Here is a 22092-nt window from a genome sequence, read left to right on the forward strand (position 1 = left end):
GCGTCAGGACAGGTATGAGTCGGGATGCGATGACGGGTGGTGGCTGTGCGGTCTCGTTCGCCGGGGCCGTGGGTGCGGTGGTCGTGTGGTGGCAGACCGCGCGGACCCAGCGGCACCTGGGCAACGAGTTCGAGAACAACGGGCAGGACTTCGGCGCCGTCCTCACCGAGCTGCCGTTGGTCTTCCTCGCCGGGGCCGTCGTGCCCGCCGTGGTGTGGGGGCTCGGGGCCTGGCTGCTGGGACGGCGCCGGCGCCAGGAGTCGTCACAGTTCCACGCGTAGCCCCGTCAGGCCGCGCATCACGAAGTTCGGCCTGCGTTCCGGCTCCGCCGCCAAGCGCAGGCCGGGGGCCCGCTCCAGCAGGGACGTCATGGACGCCGCCAGTTCGATGCGGGCCAGCGGGGCGCCGATGCAGTAGTGGATGCCGGCGCTGAAGGAGATGTGCGGGTTGTCCCGGCGGGTGAGGTCGAGGCGTTCCGGGTCGGTGAAGACCGCCGGGTCGTGGTTGGCCGAGCCGAACAGCATCGCCACCTCCGCGCCGCGCGGGATCGTCCTCCCGTCGATCTCGATCTCGTCCAGGACCCAGCGTTCGAAGAGCTGGAGCGGGGTGTCGTAGCGCATCAGCTCCTCCACGGCGGACGGGACGAGGGAGTGGTCCGCGCGCAGGGCGGCCAGCTGGTCGGGGTGGCGGAAGAGCGCCAGCCAGCCGTTGCTCGTCGCGTTCACCGTGGCCTCGTGACCGGCATTCAGGAGCAGGACGCAGGTCGAGATCATCTCCTGCTCGGTGAGGCGGTCGTCGTCCTCGTCGTGGGCCGCGATCAGACCGGAGATCAGGTCGTCGCCGGGGTCCTTGCGGCGGGCCGCGATGAGTGTGCGCAGGTACTCGGAGAAGTCGACGGACGCCCGGACCGCCTTCGCCGCCGTCTCCTCGGACGGGTTCAGCTCGTACATCCCGCAGATCTCCGCCGACCAGGGGCGCAGCGGGGCGCGGTCGGACTCCGGGATGCCCAGCATCTCGGCGATCACGGCGACCGGCAGCGGCTCGGCCACGTCGGTGAGCAGGTCGCCGCCGCCCGCCGCGACCAGCCGGGCCACCAGGTCGTCCGCCAGCCCGTGCACGTACGGCTTCAGCCGCTCCACCGTGCGCGGCGTGAACGCCTTCGACACCAGGCGCCGGATCCGGGTGTGGTCCGGCGGCTCCAGGTCGAGCATGCCGTGGTCGTTGAGCGTGTGGAAGGGTTCCTGCTCCGGCGGGGGCGGGGTGCGGCCGAAGTCCTCGTGGCTGAAACGGTGCTGGTAGGTCCGGCCCAGGCGTCGGTCGCGCAGCAGCGCCGAGACGTCCCCGTGGTGCGGGACCAGCCACTGGTCGCTCGGCTCGTAGTAGAGCACGCGCCCCTTCGCCCGCAGCTCGGCGAAGGCGGGGTAGGGGTCGGCGACGAAGGCGGGGTCCCACGGGTCGAACGCGGGGGCGGATTCACGGGAACCAGCGGATGCGGCCGTCATGGACGGACGATACGACGTACCCCGGGCCCGTGCCCACCCCGTGCGCGGTGGACCGCGTCCGGGCACGGGACGACGCCGCACCGCCGCCCGCCGGAGCGCCACGGCGGAGGCCTTCCACGGCTGCGCCGTCCGCCCGGCCGACGGCGACGGCCCTTCTACCGCCCGGCCGACGCTCGGCAGACCACGTCCTCGGCCGGAAGCCGGCCCGTGGTCAGGTAGGCGTCGGCGACCTCGTCCGCACAGGACCCCGCGCCGTAGACGCCGTGGCCCTCTCCCCCCACGACGGTGACCATCCGGGAACCCCGCAGGGCCCGGTGCATGCTCCGGGCGGCTTTCAGAGAGGTCTGCGGATCCCACTCGTTCTGCAGTATCAGCGCCCTGGCGTCGTTGCTCACGGTGGTCGCCGGCTCGCTGCCGGGCTTCCAGAACGCACACGGTTTGACGGTGGACGCGAAGTCGCCGTACAGCGGATACCGTGCCCTGTCGCGGACGGCGTCGCGCCGGTACTGCCGGGGGTCGTGCGGCCAGGCGGCCGCGGTGTCACCGCACATGACCGCCCAGAGACCGACGATCTGGTTCTCCGGGGGGAGTTCGGGATCCGGCGTCGGCGTGACGGTGCCGGTGCCGGTGCCGGCCTCTGCCTTCTTCAGCCCGGCCACCCAGTCCGCGGCCTGCCGCACCCGGAAGAAGACGGCGCGCGCGGACCGGATGTCGTCTCCCGCGAGGAGACCGTCGCCGGTGAGGAGGGGTTCGCGGTCGGCCCGGGCGACGATGTCCCAGAAGGTCCTGCGGACCTCGGCCGGAGTCGCGCCGAGGCGGTAGGTCGCGTTCCGGCGGGCGGTCCACCGGCTCCACCTCACGAAGGCGGGCTCGGCACCCTCCGCCATCCCCTGGAACGTGCCGCGTCCGTACCGCGCCGGGTCGGCCGCGCTGTCCAGCACGAACCGGTCGGCCCGCCGGGGGAACATCTGCAGGTAGACGGCCCCGAGGTAGGTGCCGTACGAGCCCCCGAAGTAGGAGATCCTGCTCTCGCCCAGGGCGGCGCGGACGACGTCCATGTCGCGCGCGGTGTTGCGAGTGGTGATGTGCGGCAGCCGGTCCCCCTCCTCGGCCCGGCACTTGGCGGCCACCGTGCGCGCCCACCGCACGTCCTTGCCGAAGGTCCTGGCGTGGTAGGGACGCTCGAAGTCCAGCTCGCGGGCGGTCAGACCGCAGCTGAGCGGGGAGCTCCGTCCGACGCCCCTCGGGTCGAACCCGACGAGGTCGTACCGTCGCTTCACCTCCTTGGGGAGATACGTCTCCAGGGCGGCCGGAAAGCCCAGACCCGGTGCTCCCGGACCGCCGGGGTTGAACAGCAGCACGCCACGGCGTTCCTTCGGACTGCTCGCCTTCGACCGGCTCACCACGACGTCCAGTTGCCTGCCGCCGGGGTCGTCGTAGTCCAGCGGCACCTTAAGCGTCGCGCACCGGAAGGACGCGGGCGTCTGCGCGTCGTCGCAGGACCGCCAGCGGAGTTCCTGCTGTGTGTAGCGGCGCAGGGCGTCCTTGGCGGACACCCCGGAAGACCCGGTCGCCGTATGGGCCGCCGTACGGGCCGTCGTATGGGCCGTCGCAGGTGTCGGCGTCGCGGCCAGGAGGGCTGCGGTACAGGCGGCCAGGAGCGACGCCACGCGCCTGCCGCGTATGGTCCGCGCGCTCCGCGCGGTGTGTGTCCTGCATGTGTTGCGCACGGTGATGCTCGTCCTTGTCGGTGATGGGCCGGTCCGCGTCGCCGCTCAGTTCCCGCCGAGGTGGTGGCGGACGCACTGCGCGTACTGATGGAGGCTGTCGGGCTGGTAGCAGGACTGAGTGCGGTTCGCGTACCAGGCCACGAAGAGGGCGAAGAGCACGGACATCACGAGCGCGAGGACCGACGTCACCACACCGGTCACAGCCGTGCTCCGGCCCGCCCCGGTCCGCCCGGCCGTCCTGAGACCCAGGAAGCCCAGGACCACACCCGCGGCGCCGAGCAGCCCCCCGACCAGGACGACCGAGGTGAACAGGCCGACGACGCCCAGCACCAGGGACGCCGTGGCCGCACTGCCCCCGGTGACCGGAGGCCGCGCCGGGGGCGCGCCTCCGGCCGTCGTCGTGTACCGGGGTGCCGTCGCCGTGCTGCTTCCACTCTTCATCCGCCGTTCTCCTGACTCGCCTGATTCGCCCGACAGGGCACGATCATGGAGCCGGAGGGGGCGCGGGCACATCGCTGGAAGGCGTGGACAAGCCCTCCCCCGATCGAGGGAGGGCCGCTGCCCGCCGGCCCGCCATACTTCCCCTATGACCAGGGCTTTCCGGCCGTTCCTGCGCGGCTCCACGTACTCGGGCGCGCTGCTCGCCCTCCTCGGCGCGATGGCGAGCGCCCCGCTGCTTCCGCTCGCCGTGCTCCCCGCTCTGGCATGGCGTTCCGCTCCGTACGGAGTGCGGGCCGGTCTGGTCCTGCTGATCTGGGCCGCGCTGATCACCGCGGTCGGGTTCGTCCCCGTCACCCGGCGGGTCCTGACCGCGTCCGCCCGCCGCCTCCTGAAGGTGCGCCTGCCGAACCCCGCGTCGCCGACCCGGTCCGACCGCCTGCGCACCCCTGCCTGGCTGCTGCTGCACGTCGCGTTCGGGTGGACGGGGACACTGGCGGGCGGCGTCCTGCTCCTCACCGGCCTGGCCCTCCCCCAGCCCGGGACGGGCGGCGACAGGGAGATCGTTCTGTTCGACCGGACGCTGCGGCCGGAGCCCGGCTGGCAGAGCTGGGTGGGGGCGGTCGCCTGCGTCCTGCTGGCACTGCTGGTGTGCGTCGCGGTGTCGGGCGCGCTGCGGTGGCTGGCCCCGCGGCTGCTGGGACCGTCGGCCGCCGAGCGGCTCGCGCTGGCGGCCGAACGGGAGCGGCGACTGGCCGAACGCAACCGGCTGGCCCACGAGTTGCACGACTCCATCGGACACACGTTGACGGCGGCCACGATCCAGGCGGCGGTGGCGGGCGAGGTGCTCGCCGCCGACCCGGTGGCGGCCCGGTCCGCGCTGCGCAGCATCGAGGAGTCGACCCGGGCCGCGCTGGAGGACCTGGACCACGTACTGGGCGTACTGCGCGACGAGCGGGCGGAGACGGCGCCCGTCCGGACGCTGGCCGAACTGCCCGAACTGCTCGGCCGGTTGCGGCACACGGGCGCCGTGATCGAGACGGACCTGACCGGCGACCTGGCCCAGGTGCCGGGCACGCTGTCCCGGGCGGCCTACCGGATCCTCCAGGAGGGGCTGACGAACGCGCTGCGACACGGGGACGGTGGTCCGATCCGGGTCGAGGTCGACGTCGCGGCCGCGCAGGACGGGCTGCGGCTCGGTGTGGTCAACCGGACCGGCCGACGGACCGGTACCGGCCCGGACGCGGACCGAGGCGTCTTCCCGACCTCCGGGCACGGACTGCGCGGCCTCGCCGAGCGCGTACGGCTGCTGCACGGCGAGTTCGACGCCGGCCCCGACGGTACGGAGCACTGGCGACTGGCGGTCCGCCTGCCGGTACGGCTGTCGGCATGACCGGCCCCGTCACCCTGCTGGTCGCGGACGACGACGCGGTGACCCGGAGTGGGCTGTGCACCCTGCTGGCGGCGCAGCCGGGTATCTCGGTCGCCGGGGAGGCCGCCGACGGAGTGGAGGCCGTCGAGCAGGCACAGCGGCTGCGACCGGACGTCGTCCTGATGGACGTGCGCATGCCGCGCCGCAACGGGATCGAAGCCACCCGGCAACTCCTCGCCGAGTCCCTCGACCCGCCGAAGGTCGTGGTGATCACCACCTTCGAGAACGACGGCTACGTCACCGCCGCGCTCAGCGCCGGAGCCAGCGGGTTCGTCCTCAAACGGCGCCCGGTTCCGCAGATCGCGGAGGCGGTGCGGATCGTGGCCGCGGGGGAGGCGATCCTCTTCCCGGCGGCCCTGCGCCGGATGGTCACCGCCCGCCCCCTGAGCCCGGCCGAGGCGTTGCCGGCAACATCCCTGACGGAGCGCGAGGAGGCGGTACTGCGGCTGATGGCCACGGGCCGGTCCAACCCCGAGATCGCACAGGCGCTCACGGTGAGTCTGGAGACCGTGAAGACCCACGTCGGGAACGTCCTGAGCAAGCTCGGCGCGCAGAACCGGACCCACGCGGTGGTGATCGCCTACGAATCCGGCCTGGTGATGCCGGGCTTCACCGGCTGACGCCGCCGGTCCCCGCCTCCCCGTCGCCCTTCACCCCTTCGACGAAGGCGACGAAGGAAGCGGCGGGGACTGAGAGGGTGGCGCGGGTGGGAGCCTTGGAGTCGCGGATGGCGACCCCGACGGGCAGTTCGGCAATCTCGACGCAGGCGTCGCCGTCGCCGCCGCCGGAGTGGCTGGACTTTCGCCAGTGCATTACAGCTCCTTCGTCAGACGGTGAATGAAGTCGCGCGACGCGGCGGCGTCCAACGACGCCGCCTGCACTCTCCGGAGCAGCGTCCGAAGCTGTTCCAGCTGAGGCTGCGCATCGATGTACGCAGCGCCGGTGGGAGCGTCCCGAAGCGCTGTGTCCAACTGAGGCACCGGACCCCCCAAGTACAGCATGGAGGCTCCGGCACCGGCGAAGCCTTCGCGCTCGATCGGGATGACGCGCACCGCGGCCTGCCCTGCCTCGATCTTGTCGAGAATGAAGCGCAGTTGAGTGAGCGATGCCCGACGGTCGGCCACCATCACACGCAGAGCGAACTCATGCACGATCGTCTCGTACGGAGTCGGAGTTTCCCGCTCGATGACGGCCCGACGCTCCATCCGGTGCCGCACGCGCAGGGCCACATCGTTCTCGGTCAGCTCGGGGCGCGTGTACGTGAACACCGAGCGGGCATAGTCGGCGGTCTGCAACAGCCCTGGAACGTAGTGGATCACAACCTCGCGCAAGAACGCCGCATGGTGCTCGGCTTCGGCGCCATCCAGGAACACTGAAGGAAGCACGCCTCGGTACTCCTCCCACCAGCCGCGTGTACGGTCGGTCGCCACCGCGACGAGTGACTCGATCAATGCCGAGTCCGTGCAGGCGTAGTTGGCGGCGAGGCGGCGCAGGCGCTTGGCGCTCACCCCTACGGTGCCGGACTCGATCTGGCTCATCTGAACAGCGTCAGCTTCCAACAGCTGTGCGGCTTCCTTAGCCGTAAGGCCTGTCGCTTCGCGCAACTTTCTCAGCTCGGCGCCCAACCTCGCCCTTCGCGCCGTGAGGTGTCTCTTCGGCGGCAACCGGCGCCTCCTCGCTCCAACTTCCCTGCGGGCCTACCTCTTTCGAGCGCCAGAATACTTCAACGGGTTGCACTTTCCTAAGCATAGGAAATACCGTCGGTGACGCGACGCACACGCTGCGGAACGCCGGGGTACCGGAAGCGCACCGCACTGTCCTGCCATGACGGATGCGGCATGGACACCGCCCGGAAGGCCGCACCCTCTCTCACCTCACCCTTCCCTCACCCGAACGGAGTTGCCGCATGCCCGAAGACGGGTCCTGGGAATACTCCCTGTACATCCCCAACGACCCGCGCGCAGTCACCGTCAGTCGGCGCACCCTGCGCCTGATCCTCACCATGCACGGACTGATCCGCCTCGTCGACGTCGCGGAGCTCCTCGCGGCGGAGCTGATCGGCAATGCCGTGCTGCACACCAAGGGGCCCGCCGCACTGCGGGTGCGCTGGTCGCCGCCGGCGACGCTACGGATCGGCGCGTGGGACGCGGATCCCGAACCGCCCGACGCTCCCGCCCGGTTGGCGGACGTAACCGGCGACGAGAGCGGCCGGGGGCTCGCCCTCGTCAAAGCCTGCTCCGACCTGTGGGGCTGGCAGCCGCTCTCCCGGTTCGGCAACCGGGGCAAGTACGTGTGGTGCGAGGTCGGTGCCGGTCAGCCCGGGGTCACCAACCGCGCCTCGTAGGCGAAGACCGCCGCCTGAGTGCGGTCGCGCAGGCCCAGCTTCACCAGGATGCGGCTGACGTGGGTCTTGATCGTCGACTCGGCGACCACCAGGCGTTCGGCGATCTCCGAGTTGGACAGGCCCTGGGCGATCAGGACCAGGACCTCCGTCTCGCGCTCGGTCAGGTCGCCGTAGGCCGCCTGGGCCGAGGACATCAGGCGCGGGGCGTCGGAGAGCTTGGAGAACTCGGTGATCAGGCGTTTGGTGACCGTGGGAGCGAGGAGGGCTTCCCCGGACGCCACCACCCGGACACCGTCCGCGAGCTGGCGGGCCGAGGCGTCCTTGAGGAGGAAGCCGGACGCGCCCGCGCGCAGTGCCTGGTACACGTACTCGTCGAGGTCGAAGGTGGTGAGGACCAGCACCTTGGACGTGGTGTCCGCCGCCACGATCTCCCGCGTCGCCTCGATGCCGTTCAGCTCGGGCATGCGGATGTCCATCAGGACGACGTCCGGTGCGAGCTCGCGGACCTTCGTCACCGCCTCCCGGCCGTTGACCGCCTCGCCGGCGACCTCGATGTCCGGCATCGCGTTCAGCAGGACCGAGAAGCCCTCGCGCACCATCATCTGGTCGTCGGCGATCAGTACGCGGATCGTCATGCCTCGTCCTCGGTCTGCACCGTGACCGGCAGGAACACCGTCACCTCGTACCCTCCGTCGTCCGTCGGCGCCGCCGTGATCCCGCCGTTCAGCATCGAGACGCGTTCGCGCATGCCGGTGATGCCGTGGCCGGCGCCGGGCGACGGCTTGACCAGGGTGTTCGGCGGAATCGCGGTGTTGACCACGCGCAGGCCCAGGCCGCCCAGGACGTACGAGACCTCGACGCGGGCCGTCGCGCCGGGTGCGTGGCGCAGGCTGTTGCTCAGCGCCTCCTGCACGATCCGGTACGCCGACAGCTCCACCCCGGGCGGCAGCTCGCGCACCGCGCCGGTCACCGCCTTGTCCACGGCCAGGCCCGCCTCCCGCACATTGGCGAGCAGGGCGTCCAGGTCGGCGAGCGTCGGCTGCGGGGCGTCCGGCGCCTCGTAGTCCTCGGCGCGGACGACTCCCAGGACACGACGCAGCTCGGTGAGGGCCGCCACCGCGTTCTCCCGGATGGTGGCGAAGGCGCGCTCCAGCTCCTCCGGCGGATTCTCCACGCGGTAGGGCGCGGCCTCCGCCTGGATGGCGACCACCGACATGTGGTGTGCGACCACGTCGTGCAGCTCGCGGGCGATGGTCGTGCGCTCCTCCAGCAGGGTGCGGCGGGAGCGTTCGTGCGCCGTGACCGTCTGCTGGGCGGTCACCTCCTTGCGGGCGGTCTGCCGTATGTGCCAGAGACAGACCACGAGCAGGGCGAACGCCGACGTCACCATCATCGGCCCGCTGTTCGTGTAGTAGTACGACCCGCCGAAGAAGACGTCCGACACGAAGGCGTACACGCATGTCAGGGCCCACATCCACACAGCGGTGCGGGGCCGGGTGCGCAGCGCCACGATGATCAGTACCGCGAGGTGGCAGATGAACGCGCCCGGCATCCAGGGCCAGTCCCACCCGGCGCCGTTGATGAGCGCGACCAGCGGCGTCACGGCGAGGGACAGCCAGAACGCGCCGATCGGCCGCACCAGCGTGGCGAGCACCGGAAGGGCGCACAGAATGCCGGTCAGCAGGGCCGGTGCGTCACCCCCGGGCAGGTTCCCCGAGACCGAGCCGACGACGAACGCGATGAACGCGATCACCCCCACCACCGCGTGCGGAAGGTACTGCGCGTCCGTCCGCAGCCTGCCGGGCAGCCGACGGACGAACGGGCCGTCCGTGTGCCGGGGCGGCAGGCGGCGGTAGGCAAAGGGGTCGTGGAACAGATCCTGGCGCAGTCCCCGCAGGGAGGTCCGGGCCAGCCGGTACTCCTGGCTGCGGGTCCCGCCCTCGTGCTGCTGGTGAGTCGTCTCGGTCACGCTCACACGGTAGGCCGACCGGGAGTGGCCGGTCGTCCCCGTGGAGAGGGGTTCTCCAGCGTCCGTCTCAAGTACTACGGGGGCCACTGCGCGTCGCTCCTCAGTAGCCCGCGGGGCGCACCAGGCCCGACTCGTACGCGAACACCGCCGCCTGTGTGCGGTCCCTGAGGCCCAGCTTCACCAGGATCCTGCCGACATGGGTCTTCACCGTCTGCTCGGCGACCACCAGACGCTGGGCGATCTCCGCGTTCGACAGGCCCTGCGCGATCAGGGCGAGCACCTCCGTCTCCCGCTCGGTCAGCTCGCCGACGCGGGCCTTCAGCGGGGCCCGCGGGCGGTCGTCCAGCCGGGAGAACTCGGCGATCAGCCGCCGCGTGATCCCCGGCGCGAGCAGGGCGTCACCGGCGGCGACGACCCGGACCGCCTCGGCGAGCTGGTCGGCGGAGGCGTCCTTGAGGAGGAAGCCGGAGGCCCCGGCCCGCAGCGCCTCGTACACGTACTCGTCGAGGTCGAAGGTGGTCAGCACCAGCACCCTGATCTCCGGAGTGGCCCCGGTGATGCGCCGGGTGGCCTCGATACCGCCCAGCTCCGGCATGCGGATGTCCATCAGGACGACCTCCGGGGCCAGCTCGGCGACCTTGGCCACCGCGTCCAGGCCGTCCACCGCCTGCCCGATCACCTCGATGTCGGGCTGGGTGTTGAGCAGCACGGTGAACCCCTGCCGGACCATCTGCTGGTCGTCGGCGATCAGCACGCGGATCACGCGGCCGTTGCTGCTGGTCGTCATGGGGTGTCGTCCTCGGTGGAAGCGTCGGCGGATGGGGCGGCGGAAGGGCGGGGGGACGGGTCGGCGGAAGGGTGGGGGGACGGGTCGGCAGGAGGGTCGGTGAAGGGCCCGGCGGGCAGGTCGGGGCCGTCGGCCGGCAGGAACGCCGCCACCTGATACCCGCCGTCCGGCATCGGCTGGGCCGTCAGCGTGCCGTCGAGCATCGCCACCCGCTCCCGCATGCCGAGCAGCCCGTGCCCAGCCCCCTGCGACGGCGCCGGGGCAAGCTTCGGCCGGGTGTTGGTGACCTCCACGCGCAGCCCGATCGGAAGGTGGACGAGGTGGACCCGGGCCGTCGCGCCCGGCGCGTGCCGCAACACGTTGCTGAGCGCCTCCTGCACGATCCGGTACGCCGACAGCTCCACGCCGGGCGGCAGCGGTCGGCGCGTGCCGCTGCTGCCGGTGGTGACGATCAGGCCGGCGGCCCTGATGTTGTCCACCAGCGCGTCGAGCCGGTCGAGGGTCGGCTGCGGGGCGTGCGGCGCGGCACCGTCGCCCGCCTCGGGGGCCACCGGCACGTCCGGATGCTCGGCGCGCAGCACGCCCAGCACCCGGCGCAGCTCGGTGAGCGCCTCCACGGCGTTCTGCCGGATGCCGGCGAGGTTCTCCTTCAGCTCGTCCGACGGGTTCTCGACGAGGAGGGGCGCGACCTGGGCCTGGATGGAGATCACCGACATGTGGTGGGCGACGACGTCGTGCAGCTCGCGCGCGATGCGGCCGCGCTCCTCGAGCAGGGTGCGCCGGGCCCTCTCCTCGGCGGTGAGCGTGGTCTGCTCCGCCAACTGCGTGCGGGCTTCCCTGCGGCCGCGCAGGGCGATGCCGAGAAGGACGACGACCGCGTACAGCGCGACCGCCAGCCAGCCGGTGGGCTGGTAGTTCCGCGCGCCTATCAGTCCCTCGAGGACGTAGGTGACCAGCGCGCTCAGGCCGAAGGCCTCCACCGCCACCCGTGTGCGCACCCGCAGAGCGAGCAGCAACATCACGAACATGTGACCGATGAGCCCGGCCGCGGTCCATGGCCAGGTGAACTTGTAGTCCTCGGCGTCCATTCGCACCGCGAGGGCTCCAACCACGGCGGCCGCCGTCGACAGCCACCAGGCCGGGAGCGGCCGCCACAGTGCGAGCACCATCGCGGACGCCTGACCCAGCGCGATCAGGAACGCGAACTCCGGCGCCAGCTTGCTGTGCTCGTTGAGCTGGGCGGCGTCCCCGAACAACACCCCGAGCGCCGCCAGGCACACCACCCCGTGCGGGACCCAGCGCAGCCACACCGACGCGGGCAGCGGATCGGCGCGCCACGCCCACAGGTCGTCGTGCAGCACGCGCAGCACGCGTCCGGCCCGGACCCGTGACCGGACCACCTGCCGTTTCCCCCATCGCGTCACGGGATCCACCCTAGACATGGCGTGCACCCGCCCCGGTCGCCCGGCGCTGCGGACGGTGGGTGTGCACGACCCGGGTGTGCCGCCGTCCCCGGCCGCGCTGCTCGCAGGAGCGGAACGTGGCCCAGCAGCCGGCCAGGACCAGCGCGAACACGGGGAGCCAGGCGAGCCGGGCCGCGACCCAGTCCAGGCCGTCGGGACGCGTGTGCAGGCCGGGCAGACGGCCCGCGAGGAGTCCGGTGGCCGTGGTCGCCATCAGCGCCGTCTGGTGCCAGAGGAAGATCGTCATCGCGGAGAGGTTGACCAGCGCGACCGCCGCCCAGGCCACGGGACGCCGCGTCGCACGGCGCAGCCGGTCCCGCAGCAGCAGGGCGAGCCCGCACTGGGCCAGGCCGAAGGTGACGGCGGCCAGGGTCGACGGGTTGAGGTTCGACACCGACGCGCCGGGGACCCCGACCATCGACGCCGGGTAGCCCGCCCAGGCGACGAGTGCCGCGGTGGCCGCCGTGCCGCCGGTCAGCAGGATCCAGCCTGCGCGAGGTCGGTCGAGTTCGCCCCGGGTCCAGGCGGCGCCGAGGGCGTAGGGGACGAGCCAGCCGGCCGCGAGGTTGACCCAGCCCAGCCAGGACGGGGCGCCGAAACCGAAGCGCAGCAGGTCCATGTGGAGGACGACGACCAGCGGCCACAGCGGATGCAGCCGGGTCAGCAACGGCGTCGCGGCGGTCAGCGCGGCAAAGACCAGCAGGAACCACATCGGGGACAGCGCCAGCTTCACCAGGGTGTGGACGGTCACGAAGTCCGCGCCCGTGAGCAGGAGCAGCGCCGCCGTCACCGTCCACAGGGCGAGGACGGCCAGGACAGGGCGGAAGAGCCGGGACAGCCGGGCGCTCAGCCAGCGGCCGTAGGACTCGCCGCGAGCCCGGGCCGACGCGTATCCACGCGTGGCGACATGGCCGCCGACCAGGAAGAACACGGCGAGGGTCTGGAAGGCCCAGGAGACCGGGGCCAGCCAGGGCATGTCCCCCAGCGGGCTGGCCGAGTGCAGGCTGCCGCCGTCGGCGACCAGGGCCGTCACCAGCCAGTGCCCGAGGACCACCCCGAGGATGGCAAGGGCGCGCAGGGCGTCCACGGCCCGGTCCCGGTCCTTGGGAGTGGCCGCGTCGATACGGTCGGCGGCCTCGCGCAGGGTGCCGCGCGCGAACGACGGTATGACGGTCGAGGTCGGGGCAAGGTCAGGCATGGGTCACCTCCGTGGTCTCGCCCAGGGCGATCCGGGTCAGGTTCGCCAGGGAGCGGGAGCCGGTGTCGAAGTAGTCGCTGTGGCCGCCGTCGCCGGCGTCGAAGACCCGGGCGCCGAAGTCCGGGGAGACCGGGTCGGTGCCGAAGCCGACGGTGGTGCCGAACAGGTCGGCGCTGACGTGCGGCACGTGCTCCACCCAGTCGTCGGCGCCCCGGCCCGCCCATATCCGGGCGTCGGAGCCCAGGCCGGCGGCGGTGTCCGCGCCGGTGCCGGGGCTGCCGACCAGGGCGATGTCGGCGACGTCCAGGCCGTCGGCCGCGCGGGCGCACACCACCGAGCCGTAGGAGTGGCAGAGGAGGGCGATGCGGGCGCCGGAGCCGGTGATCCGGCGCAGGTCGTCGACCAGGTGGCGCAGCCCGGGGGCGGCCCCGTCGGCGCGGTCGGTCGTGGCGACGGTGGTGCTGACGGTGCCCGGTGTCTCGTAGCCCAGCCAGGCCACGACGGCGGTGCGCGTCCCCGCGGGAGCCGAGGCGACGAGCTGCCGGTGCAGGGCGAGGGCGGCGGCGCGAAAGCGGCCGTACGTGTCCATGCCGGTGTCGGAGCCCGGGACCAGCACGGCGACACGGTCGGCGTGCGCCAGGTCGCCGAAGACCTCGGTGACCAGTCCCGCGCCCCGGCCGTCGAAGGCGAGGAGGTGCCGGGACGGGCCGGCCATCGCACGGTCCGCCGCCGCGCGGTGCCGGTCGCCGTGGTCGGCGGCCATGCGGGACGCCTGGGCCGCGTTGGCCCGGTGGGCGGCATAGGTGTCGTCCAGTGTGGCGGCCGTCGGGGCGGCCACGACGGCAGGCGCGGGGGCGGGAATCGTGGGCCGTGCGGCGCCGGAGAGGGGCAGCACCACGGCGCCGGTGATGAGGGCGGCGCAACCGGCACGGCGCCATCCGCGCACCCGCCGCCGCCAACGTACCGTCGTCCCCGGCCCCATGGCCTCTCCCCTCCGGACCGCCCGGACATCGGGCGTGTCTGAAGGGGAAGTTATGAATCGGGCCGGGTAACCCGCGTCCCGCCAGGGAACTCACCTGGCGGGTAGCTCTCAGGTACTACGGGTACGACATCCCTCCCCCGCCCGTCCCCGGCTCACCAAGCCAGTTGCGCGATCTCCTCCGTCACCACCGCGCACGCGTCCGCCGCCGGGTCGATCAGCGGGTAGTGGCCGACGTCCTCCAGCAGCGTCACCCCCACCACCTCCCCGGCCTTGGCCGCCGCGTCCGCGTACGCCTCGGCGACGGCCTGCGGGACGTCCACGTCGGCGCGGCCCTGCACCAGGGTCGTCGCGATCCCCGTGGGCAGCAGCAGGGCGGGGTCCGCGTACGGGCGGCGCTCGGCGAACAGCTCGCCGTCACCCAGCAGTTGCCGCGCCGCGCCGCCGCACACGTCGAGCTTGTCGGCGACCTCGAAGTCGGCGATCGGCGCGAGCGCGACCACGCCCCGCAGGGGCGTCGGGCGGTCGGTCCGCCACGGGGCGTCCGCGGGCAGCAGGTGCCGGGCGGCCGCCCACAGGGCGAGGTGGCCGCCGGCGGAGTGGCCGGTGAGCACCGTACGGCGGACGTCCGCCTGCGGCAGGTGCCGCCGGACCAGCTCCGGCAGCGCGTCCAGCGCGGCGGCCACGTCGTCGAAGGTGTCGGGCCAGCGCCCCGCGACGGGGTCCCCGGAACCGCCGGCACCGGTCCCCTCCGCCCCGCGCCGGTACTCCACACTGGCCACGGCGAAACCCCGCCGGGCCAGGAAGCCGGCGAACGGACTGATGTGCCGCCGGTCGTACGGGGCGCGCCACGAGCCGCCGTGCAGGACCACCACGACGGGGGCTGCCCCGCCCGGCCCCGCACCGTCGTGCGGCGCGTAGAAGTCGACCACCTGGTCGGGTTGGTCGCCGTAACCGGCGGTGGAGTCGGGTTCGACCGCCGGGTGGGAGAAGGCCGATTCCTCCTCCGCCGCGTTCCTCGCGGCAGCGGTGCCCGGTTCTGCTGCGGCGTCCGGCATGCTCAACCTCTCGGCGAAGGAACGGTGTTGGCGGACCGGGGGTGTGAAATCGGCCGTTGGCGGGACGTTATCAGGCCGGTGACGTGCGCGGACATGGGGATGTGACGCTGGGTGATGTGATGCTGGGTGAGGGCCGACGCGCCCGCCCTCACCCCGCGACCGGGCCACGGATCACCTGCGGCTCGACCCGGGACCCGGTCTGCGGATCCCCTGCGACTCGACCCGGGTCCCGGTCTGCGGCTCAGCCGCTGAGCGTCCGGGCCAGCACCCGCGCCGCCCGCTCCACGTCCGCGAAGCCGACGTACAGCGGGGTGAAGCCGAAGCGCAGCACGTCGGGGGCGCGGTAGTCGCCGACCACTCCGCGCTCGATCAGCCGCTTCATCACCTCGCCCGCGTCCTCGCAGCGCAGCGCGACCTGGCTGCCGCGCTCGGCGTGCGCCGCCGGGGTCACGGACTCCACGCGGCCTGTCGGGACGTACGCCCCGACGCAGCGCAGGAAGAAGTCCGTCAGCGCCAGCGACTTCTCCCGCACCGCCGCCACGGACACCCCGTCCTCGTCCCACACGTCCAGCGCCGCGTCCAGGGCGAGCAGGGAGAGGATGTCCGGCGTGCCGACCCGCCCGCGCACCGCACCGGAGGCCGGGGCGTAGTCGGACCGCATGCCGAACGGCTCGGCGTGCGAGTTCCAGCCGGGCAGCGGGGAGTCGAACCGGGGCTGGAGGTCACGGCGCACGTACAGGTACGCGGGCGAGCCGGGGCCGCCGTTGAGGTACTTGTAGGTGCAGCCGACCGCCAGGTCGACGCCGTGCTCGTCGAGGCCGACCGGCAGCGCGCCCGCGCTGTGGCACAGGTCCCAGACGGCGTACGCCCCCGCCGCGTGCACCGCGGCCGTGAGTCCGGGCAGGTCGTGCAGCCGGCCCGTGCGGTAGTCGACGTGGTTGAGCAGCACCGCGGCGGTGCGGTCGCCCAGGGCGCCGGGGACCTCGGCCGGGGTCACGGGCCGCAGGGCGCAGCCCGTCATCCGGGCCGCCGACTCGGCGATGTACCCGTCCGTGGGGAAGGTGGTGGCGTCCACGAGGATCTCGTTCCGCCCGGGCCCGTCCTCCTGCGCCATGCGCACCGCCGCGACCAGCGCCTTGAAGACGTTGACGCTGGTCGAGTCGCCGACCACGACCTGCCCGGCGGCCGCGCCGACCAGCGGGGCGATCCGGTCGCCGACCCGCTCGGGCGCGGTCCACCAGCCGCTCTCGTCCCAGGACCGGATGCGCAGCTCGCCCCACTGGCGCCGTACGACGTCCTCCACGCGCGCGGGGACGTGCGCGGGGAGGGCGCCGAGGGAGTTGCCGTCCAAGTACGTGACGTCGTCGAGGACGAACCGCTCGCGCACCGCGGCCAGCCGGTCGGCGGCGTCCAGCTGCTCCGCCTCGCCCGCGAGGCTCGTCGGCTCAGACATACGACCGCGCCGTCCACAGCTCGGGGAACACGTTGCCCCGGGCCCGCTTCTCCAGCCAGGCCACCCCGGCGGAGCCGCCCGTGCCGGTCTTGGAGCCCATCGCGCGGCGGGTGGCGACCAGGTGGTCGTTGCGCCAGCGCCAGACCAGCTCGGCGACGTCGGTGAGGGCCTCGCCGAGGCGGGCCAGCTCACCGTTCTGGTCGCCGGAGTAGACGGCCGTCCAGGCGGCCTCCACCTCGGGGGCGGCCTCGTACTTCCGGGTGACGTCGCGCTGGAGCACGGCGTCCGGGATGTCGTACCCGTGCCGGGCGAGCAGCCGGACCACCTCGTCGTACAGGCTCGGCTCGTGCAGCGCCTTCTCCAGTTCCGCGTGGACGCGCGGGGCGCCGCGGTGCGGGACGAGCATGGACGCGGACTTGTCGCCGAGCAGGAACTCCAGGCGGCGGTACATCGCCGACTGGAAGCCGGAGCCCTCGCCGAGGGCGGACCGGTAGGAGTTGAACTGGGCCGGGGTGAGCTGCCCCAGGGGGGTCCAGGAGGCGTTGAGCGCCTCCAGCTCCCGCACCGAACGCTTGAGCGCGTCGGTCGCCACCGGGATCCGGTCCTCGCGCAGGGCGCGGGCGGCGGTCTCCCATTCGTGGACGATGACGGTGAACCACAGCTCCATGACCTGGGTCGTGACCAGGAAGACCATCTCTCCGGGATCGTCGGAGAGGGTGTGCTGGAGGTGGGTGAGCACGTCCGCCTTGACGTAGTCCTCGTAGGGCGTGCTGCCCTCGAAGTCGAGATTCGGGGCGTCGTGGGACATCGCTGTCTCCTGATGTGCACGGGTAGCGGTCCGCCCTGCCGTTACCGGCACGGGGCCCCGGTCCCCAACGGCATCCTCCGCAATCGTCGCAGGAAACCGCAAGGCCCGCCCGCGCACGGCGGACGGGCCGGGGCGTGACACCGGGGTCAGCCCAGCACCTCGGCCGCGCTCGGCGAGGAGTCCTTCAGGAACTGGCTGCAGCGCTCGTACTCCTCCTTCTCGCCGATCGCCTGGGCGGCGCGGGCGAGGGCGTGCAGGGCGCGCAGGAAGCCGCGGTTCGGCTCGTGCTCCCAGGGCACCGGGCCGTGCCCCTTCCAGCCGCTGCGGCGCAGGGAGTCGAGGCCGCGGTGGTAGCCCGTACGGGCGTACGCGTACGACTCCACGACGCTGCCCCGCTCGAACGCCTCGTCGGCCAGGCGGGCCCAGGCGAGCGAGGAGGTCGGGTACTTCGCGGCGACGTCGGTGGCGGAGGTGCCGCCCGCCAGCAGCTCGCGCGGCCCGGGGTCGTCGGGGAGGTGGGTCGGGGGCGGTCCCCCGAGGAGGTTTTCGTGAATGGCCATGGGACAAGTCTGCGGCATCGCCGGCGGCGGCTGGACGGGGCTGTGGGTGGGGTGCGGTGGGGTGGGGTGCGCTGTCGGGTGCGGGTGCGGGTGCGGGTGCCTTGTCGGGTACGGGTGCGCTGTCGGGTGCGGGTGCGTTGTGGTTGAGCGCGCAGTTCCCCGCGCCCCTTGGGGGCGTGACCCGGGCGTCGGTCCGAGGCGGTGCCCTGCGTCATCTTTCGTGCGCGGTTCCCCGCGCCCCTTGCTCCAGCGGGGGTGTCAGGACCGAGCCGTGGGTGCGGCACTCGGGGTGGGGGCAGTCCGGGGGCGGGCGGCGCACCGTGGTGAAGGCGATCAGGGAGCCCGTCACCAGGACGCCCGCGCAGATCAGCATCGCCGGTCCGAACGCGTCGTCGAACGCCCGGGGCGACCGGTACGCTTCTTCGCCCATGCCCGTGAGCAGCGGCAGCGCGGCGACCGCGACGAGGCCCGCCGCACGGGCCGCCGCGTTGTTGATGCCACTGGCCAGACCGGCGCGCGCGGTGTCCACGGCGGCCAGCACGCTCGCCGTGAGCGGGGCGACCAGCGTGACCATGCCGAGGCCGAGCACCAGCAGGGCGGGCAGCACGTCGGCGAGGTACGAGGCGCCGGGGCCGACCCGCAGCATCAGCACCATCCCGGCGGCGCACAGCAAGGGGCCGACGGTGAGCTGGAGGCGCGGGCCGAGGCGCTCGGCGAGTTCGCCGGAACGGGCCGAGAGCAGCAGCATCAGGACGGTGGTCGGCAGCAGGGCCGTACCGGCGGCCAGCGCGGACCAGCCGACGACGACCTGGAGCTGGAGCGCGGCGAGGAAGAAGAAGCCGCCGAAGGCCGCGTACACGCACAGGGTGACCAGGTTGACCGCCGTGAACTGGCGGGAGGAGAAGACGTCGAGCGGCATCATCGGGTCCTTGCCGCGCCGCTCGACGAGGACGAAGGCCACGGCGGCCACCGCCCCGGCCACCGCGCTGAGCGCCACCGCCCAGGACGCCGTACGCGCCTCGATCAGCGCGTAGGTGAGCAGTGCGAGGGCCGCCGCGCACAGGGCGGCGCCGAGGACGTCGAAGCGGGTGTGGGCGCGCTCGTCCGAGGACTCGGGGACGTGCCGCAGCGCGATCGGGGCGCACAGCAGCGCCAGCGGGACGTTGAGCAGGAACACCCAGCGCCAGCCCGCGCCGTCCACCAGCCAGCCCCCGAGGAACGGCCCCACCGCCGCGCCGACGCCGCCGAACCCCGACCACAGGCCCACCGCGCGGCCCCGGTCGTCGGCGTGGAAGGAGGCCTGGATGAGGGCGAGGGAGCCGGGCGTGAGCAGCGCGCCGCCGACGCCCTGGAGGGCGCGGGCGGCGATCAGCACACCGGCGTTCGGCGCGAGGCCGCACAGCAGGGACGCGGCGGCGAACCACAGCACGCCGAGGACGAAGATCCGGCGGCGGCCGAAGCGGTCCCCGAGGGCGCCGCCGAGGAGGATCAGGCCGGCCAGCGTGACCATGTACGCGTTGACGGTCCACTGGAGGGCGGCCAGGTCCGCGCCGAGGTCGCGGCCGATGTGGGGGAGCGCGACGTTGACGACGGTGGAGTCCAGCAGCGCCATGCTGGAGCCGAGGACGGTGGTCAGCAGGATCCACTTGCCCTGCGGTGAGGACAGCCGGACATCGGGCATGCCCCAGATATACACCCGTATACCCCCGGCATGCGGCGAGCCCGGCGCGTCGGGCGCCGGGCTCGTGCGTACGGTCGTGTCGACCGGGTGTTACTTGATCTTCTGGCCCGCCGAACGCAGGTGGCCACAGGCCTCGACGACGCGCGCGGCCATGCCGGCCTCGGCCAGCTTGCCCCAGGTGCGCGGGTCGTAGGTCTTCTTGTTGCCGACCTCGCCGTCGACCTTCAGGACACCGTCGTAGTTGCTGAACATGTGGTCGGCGACCGGACGCGTGAAGGCGTACTGGGTGTCCGTGTCGATGTTCATCTTGACCACGCCGTTCTCCAGCGCGGTCGCGATCTCCTCGGCGGAGGAACCGGAGCCGCCGTGGAAGACGAAGTCGAACGGCTTGCTGCCGGCCGGCCGGCCGTACTTCGACGCGATGCCCTCGTTCAGCTCCTTGAGCAGCTCGGGGCGGAGCACGACGTTGCCCGGCTTGTACACACCGTGCACGTTGCCGAAGGACGCGGCGAGCAGGTAGCGGCCCTTCTCGCCCAGGCCCAGGGCCTCGACGGTGCGGACCGCGTCGTCGACCGTCGTGTACAGGGAGTCGTTGATCTCGTGCGAGACGCCGTCCTCCTCGCCGCCGGTCGGGGTGATCTCGACCTCGAGGATGATCCTGGCGGCGCGGGCGCGCTCCAGGAGCTCCTGGGCGATGGAGAGGTTGTCGGACAGGGTCTCGGCGGAGCCGTCCCACATGTGCGACTGGAAGAGCGGGTTGCGGCCGGCCTTCACGCGCTCCTCGGAGACCGCCAGCAGCGGGCGTACGTACCCGTCGAGCTTGTCCTTGGGGCAGTGGTCCGTGTGCAGGGCGACGGTGACGTCGTACTTCTCGGCGACGATGTGCGCGAACTCGGCGAGGGCGACGGCGCCGGTCACCATGTCCTTGTTGTGCTGGCCGCCCAGGAACTCGGCGCCGCCGGTGGAGATCTGGACGATGCCGTCGCTCTCCGCCTCCGCGAAACCGCGCAGGGCGGCGTGCAGCGTCTGGGAAGAGGTCACGTTGATGGCCGGGTAGGCGAACTTTCCTGCCTTCGCCCGGTCCAGCATCTCGTTGTAGACCTCGGGAGTTGCGATGGGCATCTGTCCGCTCCTTGTATGTGCGGGTGGGCGTGTTGTTGCTTATGGCCCTGACCTAGGACTGGGGGGCGACGTCATCGTCGGCCCCATCCTTCCAGACGGAACGGGAATACCCGAGTGGACCCCGGTCCCGTCTCGGCCCCTGGTACCCCTGGTGTCAGTCCAGGCCCAGCTCGTCCTTGTCGTACGCGTACAGGTACGGCACTCCCGCGCCGTCCTGGATCTTCTCCGCGGCGCCCGTCGCCCGGTCGACGATCGTCACGACGGCGACCACCTCGGCGCCGGCCTCGCGCACGGCCTCGACGGCGGTGAGCGGGGAGCCGCCGGTGGTGGAGGTGTCCTCGACGACCACGACACGGCGGCCCTTGATCTCCGGGCCCTCGACGCGGCGCTGCAACCCGTGCGCCTTGGCGGCCTTGCGGACGACGAACGCGTCGAGCCTGCGGCCGCGTGCTGCGGCGGCGTGCAGCATGCTCGCGGCGACCGGGTCGGCGCCCATGGTGAGCCCGCCCACCGCGTCGAACTCCAGGTCGGCGGTGAGGTCGAGCAGCACCTGGCCGACCAGGGGCGCGGCCTCGCCGTCGAGGGTGATGCGGCGCAGGTCGACGTAGTAGTCGGCCTCCAGACCCGAGGAGAGGGTCACCTTGCCGTGCACCACGGCCTTGTCCTTGATCTGCTGCAGCAGCTCGCCGCGTACGTCCGTCATGTACGCCAGCTTAAAGGCGGCGCCAGGCCCAGGTGGTCGTGGCCTCCAGCGGCTCCAGGGGTGTGACCAGGCGCGGGAGGGTGTTCAGGCCGTTGGGCGGGCCGGTCTGCGGCTCCACGCAGACGGCGGCCTCCTGCTCGTCGTACACCACGGCCCACTGCTCCCGGCTGGTCACCTTCAGCTCCAGCCGTCCCGGCCAGGTGAGGGTGACGTCGACGCCGTCGGGCATGCCGAAGCAGTCGTCCCAGGGGCCCGGCTTCGGGTCGACGCGGTTGCCGGTGGGGAGGTGGTCGTCGCCGCGCTCCTCCTGCCAGGCGGGGTCGAAGGCGATCTCCACTCCGGGGCCGTCCGCGCCGTCCAGGGTCCGGTTGAACCAGGGGTGCCAGCCGACCTGCGCCGGGAAGGACGACTCGTACGTCTCCACGGCCATCGTCAGCGTCAGCGCGTCCTCGGCGAGGGCGACGACCTGAGTGACGCGGCCGGTGTACGGCCAGGGGGCGGTGAGGTCGTACGTGAGGACGGCCTCGCTCCCGCCGACGCGGGCGGTGCGCCAGGCGGCGTCGCGGGCGGTGCCGTGGATGGCGTGCGGCGGGGAGTTCAGGGGCATCTGGTGGACCACGGCGCCGTCGCTGAAGCGGCCCTCGCGGATGCGTCCGCACCAGGGGACCATCGGGAAGCAGCCGTAGCGCTCCCCCTGGCGGAGCAGTTCCGTGCCGCCGACGCGGAGCCCGCCGATCCGGCCGCCGTTGCCCGGCAGCACGGTCGCCTCCGCGTCACCCGCGGTCAGCGTGATGGGTTCGTTACTCACGCCACGACCCTACTGGGGCGATCAAGGGCGGCCCACTCGGCCGACGGGGCGGTGCCG

At 72.8% G+C, this 22092-nt stretch carries 23 protein-coding genes; 4 read left to right on the forward strand and 19 right to left on the reverse strand.

The annotated features are described in order from the left end of the window. The first annotated feature begins 14 nt into the window (after positions 1-14). Positions 15-281: a hypothetical protein gene (locus OHA99_RS17290; protein WP_087790134.1), complete on the forward strand. Its 267-nt coding sequence runs from the start codon at positions 15-17 to the stop codon at positions 279-281. On the opposite strand, the gene OHA99_RS17295 is transcribed toward OHA99_RS17290, so the two are convergent. The 3 genes from OHA99_RS17295 to OHA99_RS17305 all read right to left on the reverse strand — a co-directional run bounded on the left by OHA99_RS17295 (position 264) and on the right by OHA99_RS17305 (position 3673). Next, positions 264-1502, reverse strand: coding sequence for a cytochrome P450 (locus tag OHA99_RS17295; protein WP_405696529.1), 1239 nt, complete (start codon positions 1500-1502; stop codon positions 264-266). The genes OHA99_RS17290 and OHA99_RS17295 overlap by 18 nt on opposite strands. Positions 1503-1657: 155 nt before the next feature. Further along, positions 1658-3187 carry an alpha/beta hydrolase gene (locus OHA99_RS17300; RefSeq protein WP_153181845.1) on the reverse strand — a complete coding sequence of 510 codons (1530 nt, stop codon included), beginning with the start codon at positions 3185-3187 and terminating at the stop codon, positions 1658-1660. A gap of 90 nt (positions 3188-3277) precedes the next feature. After that, positions 3278-3673 carry a DUF4190 domain-containing protein gene (locus tag OHA99_RS17305; protein WP_228126158.1) on the reverse strand — a complete coding sequence of 132 codons (396 nt, stop codon included), beginning with the start codon at positions 3671-3673 and terminating at the stop codon, positions 3278-3280. A 145-nt stretch (positions 3674-3818) separates the two neighbouring features. Between OHA99_RS17305 and OHA99_RS17310 the strand changes: the two genes are divergently transcribed. Together OHA99_RS17310 and OHA99_RS17315 are read left to right on the forward strand one after the other, a co-directional pair. Further along, positions 3819-5063: a sensor histidine kinase gene (locus tag OHA99_RS17310; RefSeq protein WP_153178736.1), complete on the forward strand. Its 1245-nt coding sequence runs from the start codon at positions 3819-3821 to the stop codon at positions 5061-5063. Then, positions 5060-5722, forward strand: coding sequence for a response regulator transcription factor (locus OHA99_RS17315; protein ID WP_153178737.1), 663 nt, complete (start codon positions 5060-5062; stop codon positions 5720-5722). Before OHA99_RS17310 ends, OHA99_RS17315 begins: the two co-directional genes overlap by 4 nt. Here OHA99_RS17315 and OHA99_RS17320 read toward each other — a convergent pair. Both OHA99_RS17320 and OHA99_RS17325 read right to left on the reverse strand, forming a co-directional pair. Then, a complete protein-coding gene (locus tag OHA99_RS17320) occupies positions 5712-5915 on the reverse strand; it encodes a DUF397 domain-containing protein (RefSeq protein WP_153178738.1) in 204 nt (67 codons plus the stop codon). The two genes, OHA99_RS17315 and OHA99_RS17320, sit on opposite strands and share 11 nt — an antisense overlap. Next, positions 5915-6766: a helix-turn-helix transcriptional regulator gene (locus tag OHA99_RS17325; protein ID WP_153178739.1), complete on the reverse strand. Its 852-nt coding sequence runs from the start codon at positions 6764-6766 to the stop codon at positions 5915-5917. Before OHA99_RS17325 ends, OHA99_RS17320 begins: the two co-directional genes overlap by 1 nt. A 242-nt stretch (positions 6767-7008) precedes the next feature. Between OHA99_RS17325 and OHA99_RS17330 the strand changes: the two genes are divergently transcribed. Next, on the forward strand, positions 7009-7446 hold the full coding sequence (locus tag OHA99_RS17330; protein WP_153178740.1) for an ATP-binding protein: 438 nt from the start codon (positions 7009-7011) through the stop codon (positions 7444-7446). Here OHA99_RS17330 and OHA99_RS17335 read toward each other — a convergent pair. The 14 genes from OHA99_RS17335 to OHA99_RS17400 all read right to left on the reverse strand — a co-directional run bounded on the left by OHA99_RS17335 (position 7416) and on the right by OHA99_RS17400 (position 22035). Further along, entirely contained in the window at positions 7416-8081 is a 666-nt protein-coding gene (locus OHA99_RS17335; RefSeq protein ID WP_153178741.1) for a response regulator transcription factor, read from the reverse strand. The genes OHA99_RS17330 and OHA99_RS17335 overlap by 31 nt on opposite strands. After that, a complete protein-coding gene (locus tag OHA99_RS17340) occupies positions 8078-9502 on the reverse strand; it encodes a sensor histidine kinase (RefSeq protein ID WP_405696536.1) in 1425 nt (474 codons plus the stop codon). Before OHA99_RS17340 ends, OHA99_RS17335 begins: the two co-directional genes overlap by 4 nt. A gap of 13 nt (positions 9503-9515) precedes the next feature. Then, a complete protein-coding gene (locus OHA99_RS17345; RefSeq protein ID WP_031085127.1) occupies positions 9516-10202 on the reverse strand; it encodes a response regulator transcription factor in 687 nt (228 codons plus the stop codon). Continuing rightward, positions 10199-11644, reverse strand: coding sequence for a sensor histidine kinase (locus OHA99_RS17350; protein ID WP_405696540.1), 1446 nt, complete (start codon positions 11642-11644; stop codon positions 10199-10201). The genes OHA99_RS17345 and OHA99_RS17350 overlap by 4 nt, the downstream gene beginning before the upstream one ends. Further along, positions 11637-12863 carry an acyltransferase gene (locus OHA99_RS17355; protein WP_405696543.1) on the reverse strand — a complete coding sequence of 409 codons (1227 nt, stop codon included), beginning with the start codon at positions 12861-12863 and terminating at the stop codon, positions 11637-11639. Before OHA99_RS17355 ends, OHA99_RS17350 begins: the two co-directional genes overlap by 8 nt. Then, on the reverse strand, positions 12856-13845 hold the full coding sequence (locus OHA99_RS17360; RefSeq protein ID WP_405696546.1) for an alpha/beta hydrolase: 990 nt from the start codon (positions 13843-13845) through the stop codon (positions 12856-12858). The genes OHA99_RS17355 and OHA99_RS17360 overlap by 8 nt, the downstream gene beginning before the upstream one ends. Before the next feature lie 152 nt (positions 13846-13997). Then, the gene (locus OHA99_RS17365; protein WP_405696549.1) at positions 13998-14900 is read right to left on the reverse strand and encodes an alpha/beta hydrolase; all 903 of its coding nucleotides are present in this window, start codon (positions 14898-14900) and stop codon (positions 13998-14000) included. Between the two features lie 241 nt (positions 14901-15141). Next, positions 15142-16353, reverse strand: a complete 1212-nt coding sequence (kynU, locus tag OHA99_RS17370; RefSeq protein WP_405696551.1) for a kynureninase — start codon at positions 16351-16353, stop codon at positions 15142-15144. Further along, a complete protein-coding gene (locus tag OHA99_RS17375; RefSeq protein ID WP_282879442.1) occupies positions 16346-17161 on the reverse strand; it encodes a tryptophan 2,3-dioxygenase in 816 nt (271 codons plus the stop codon). The genes kynU and OHA99_RS17375 overlap by 8 nt, the downstream gene beginning before the upstream one ends. A gap of 146 nt (positions 17162-17307) precedes the next feature. After that, positions 17308-17721, reverse strand: coding sequence for a DUF3151 domain-containing protein (locus OHA99_RS17380; RefSeq protein WP_054103084.1), 414 nt, complete (start codon positions 17719-17721; stop codon positions 17308-17310). Positions 17722-17932: 211 nt separating this feature from the next. After that, the gene (locus tag OHA99_RS17385; protein WP_153178749.1) at positions 17933-19402 is read right to left on the reverse strand and encodes an MFS transporter; all 1470 of its coding nucleotides are present in this window, start codon (positions 19400-19402) and stop codon (positions 17933-17935) included. Positions 19403-19492: 90 nt separating this feature from the next. Beyond that, positions 19493-20524 (reverse strand): class II fructose-bisphosphate aldolase, encoded by a 1032-nt coding sequence (gene fbaA / locus OHA99_RS17390; protein ID WP_007451722.1) that lies wholly within the window; start codon positions 20522-20524, stop codon positions 19493-19495. A gap of 154 nt (positions 20525-20678) precedes the next feature. Next, positions 20679-21227 (reverse strand): orotate phosphoribosyltransferase, encoded by a 549-nt coding sequence (gene pyrE, locus OHA99_RS17395; RefSeq protein ID WP_007451719.1) that lies wholly within the window; start codon positions 21225-21227, stop codon positions 20679-20681. A 10-nt stretch (positions 21228-21237) separates the two neighbouring features. Continuing rightward, entirely contained in the window at positions 21238-22035 is a 798-nt protein-coding gene (locus OHA99_RS17400) for an aldose 1-epimerase (RefSeq protein WP_164383879.1), read from the reverse strand. Between the last annotated feature and the right edge of the window lie 57 nt (positions 22036-22092).

It is taken from the genome of Streptomyces coelicoflavus, assembly GCF_045041415.1.
GTDB classification, from domain to species: domain Bacteria; phylum Actinomycetota; class Actinomycetes; order Streptomycetales; family Streptomycetaceae; genus Streptomyces; species Streptomyces coelicoflavus.

What these genes read in the sequence shown, in the direction of transcription:
- OHA99_RS17360 (WP_405696546.1), bottom strand. Translation starts at nt 13,845, where the DNA reads ATGGGGCCGGGGACGACGGTACGTTGGCGGCGGCGGGTGCGCGGATGG.
- OHA99_RS17365 (WP_405696549.1), bottom strand. Translation starts at nt 14,900, where the DNA reads ATGCCGGACGCCGCAGCAGAACCGGGCACCGCTGCCGCGAGGAACGCG.
- OHA99_RS17355 (WP_405696543.1), bottom strand. Translation starts at nt 12,863, where the DNA reads ATGCCTGACCTTGCCCCGACCTCGACCGTCATACCGTCGTTCGCGCGC.
- kynU (WP_405696551.1), bottom strand. Translation starts at nt 16,353, where the DNA reads ATGTCTGAGCCGACGAGCCTCGCGGGCGAGGCGGAGCAGCTGGACGCC.
- OHA99_RS17310 (WP_153178736.1), top strand. Translation starts at nt 3,819, where the DNA reads ATGACCAGGGCTTTCCGGCCGTTCCTGCGCGGCTCCACGTACTCGGGC.
- OHA99_RS17385 (WP_153178749.1), bottom strand. Translation starts at nt 19,402, where the DNA reads ATGCCCGATGTCCGGCTGTCCTCACCGCAGGGCAAGTGGATCCTGCTG.
- OHA99_RS17350 (WP_405696540.1), bottom strand. Translation starts at nt 11,644, where the DNA reads ATGTCTAGGGTGGATCCCGTGACGCGATGGGGGAAACGGCAGGTGGTC.
- OHA99_RS17305 (WP_228126158.1), bottom strand. Translation starts at nt 3,673, where the DNA reads ATGAAGAGTGGAAGCAGCACGGCGACGGCACCCCGGTACACGACGACG.
- OHA99_RS17320 (WP_153178738.1), bottom strand. Translation starts at nt 5,915, where the DNA reads ATGCACTGGCGAAAGTCCAGCCACTCCGGCGGCGGCGACGGCGACGCC.
- OHA99_RS17380 (WP_054103084.1), bottom strand. Translation starts at nt 17,721, where the DNA reads ATGGCCATTCACGAAAACCTCCTCGGGGGACCGCCCCCGACCCACCTC.
- OHA99_RS17345 (WP_031085127.1), bottom strand. Translation starts at nt 10,202, where the DNA reads ATGACGACCAGCAGCAACGGCCGCGTGATCCGCGTGCTGATCGCCGAC.
- fbaA (WP_007451722.1), bottom strand. Translation starts at nt 20,524, where the DNA reads ATGCCCATCGCAACTCCCGAGGTCTACAACGAGATGCTGGACCGGGCG.
- OHA99_RS17290 (WP_087790134.1), top strand. Translation starts at nt 15, where the DNA reads ATGAGTCGGGATGCGATGACGGGTGGTGGCTGTGCGGTCTCGTTCGCC.
- pyrE (WP_007451719.1), bottom strand. Translation starts at nt 21,227, where the DNA reads ATGACGGACGTACGCGGCGAGCTGCTGCAGCAGATCAAGGACAAGGCC.
- OHA99_RS17335 (WP_153178741.1), bottom strand. Translation starts at nt 8,081, where the DNA reads ATGACGATCCGCGTACTGATCGCCGACGACCAGATGATGGTGCGCGAG.
- OHA99_RS17375 (WP_282879442.1), bottom strand. Translation starts at nt 17,161, where the DNA reads ATGTCCCACGACGCCCCGAATCTCGACTTCGAGGGCAGCACGCCCTAC.
- OHA99_RS17315 (WP_153178737.1), top strand. Translation starts at nt 5,060, where the DNA reads ATGACCGGCCCCGTCACCCTGCTGGTCGCGGACGACGACGCGGTGACC.
- OHA99_RS17295 (WP_405696529.1), bottom strand. Translation starts at nt 1,502, where the DNA reads ATGACGGCCGCATCCGCTGGTTCCCGTGAATCCGCCCCCGCGTTCGAC.
- OHA99_RS17330 (WP_153178740.1), top strand. Translation starts at nt 7,009, where the DNA reads ATGCCCGAAGACGGGTCCTGGGAATACTCCCTGTACATCCCCAACGAC.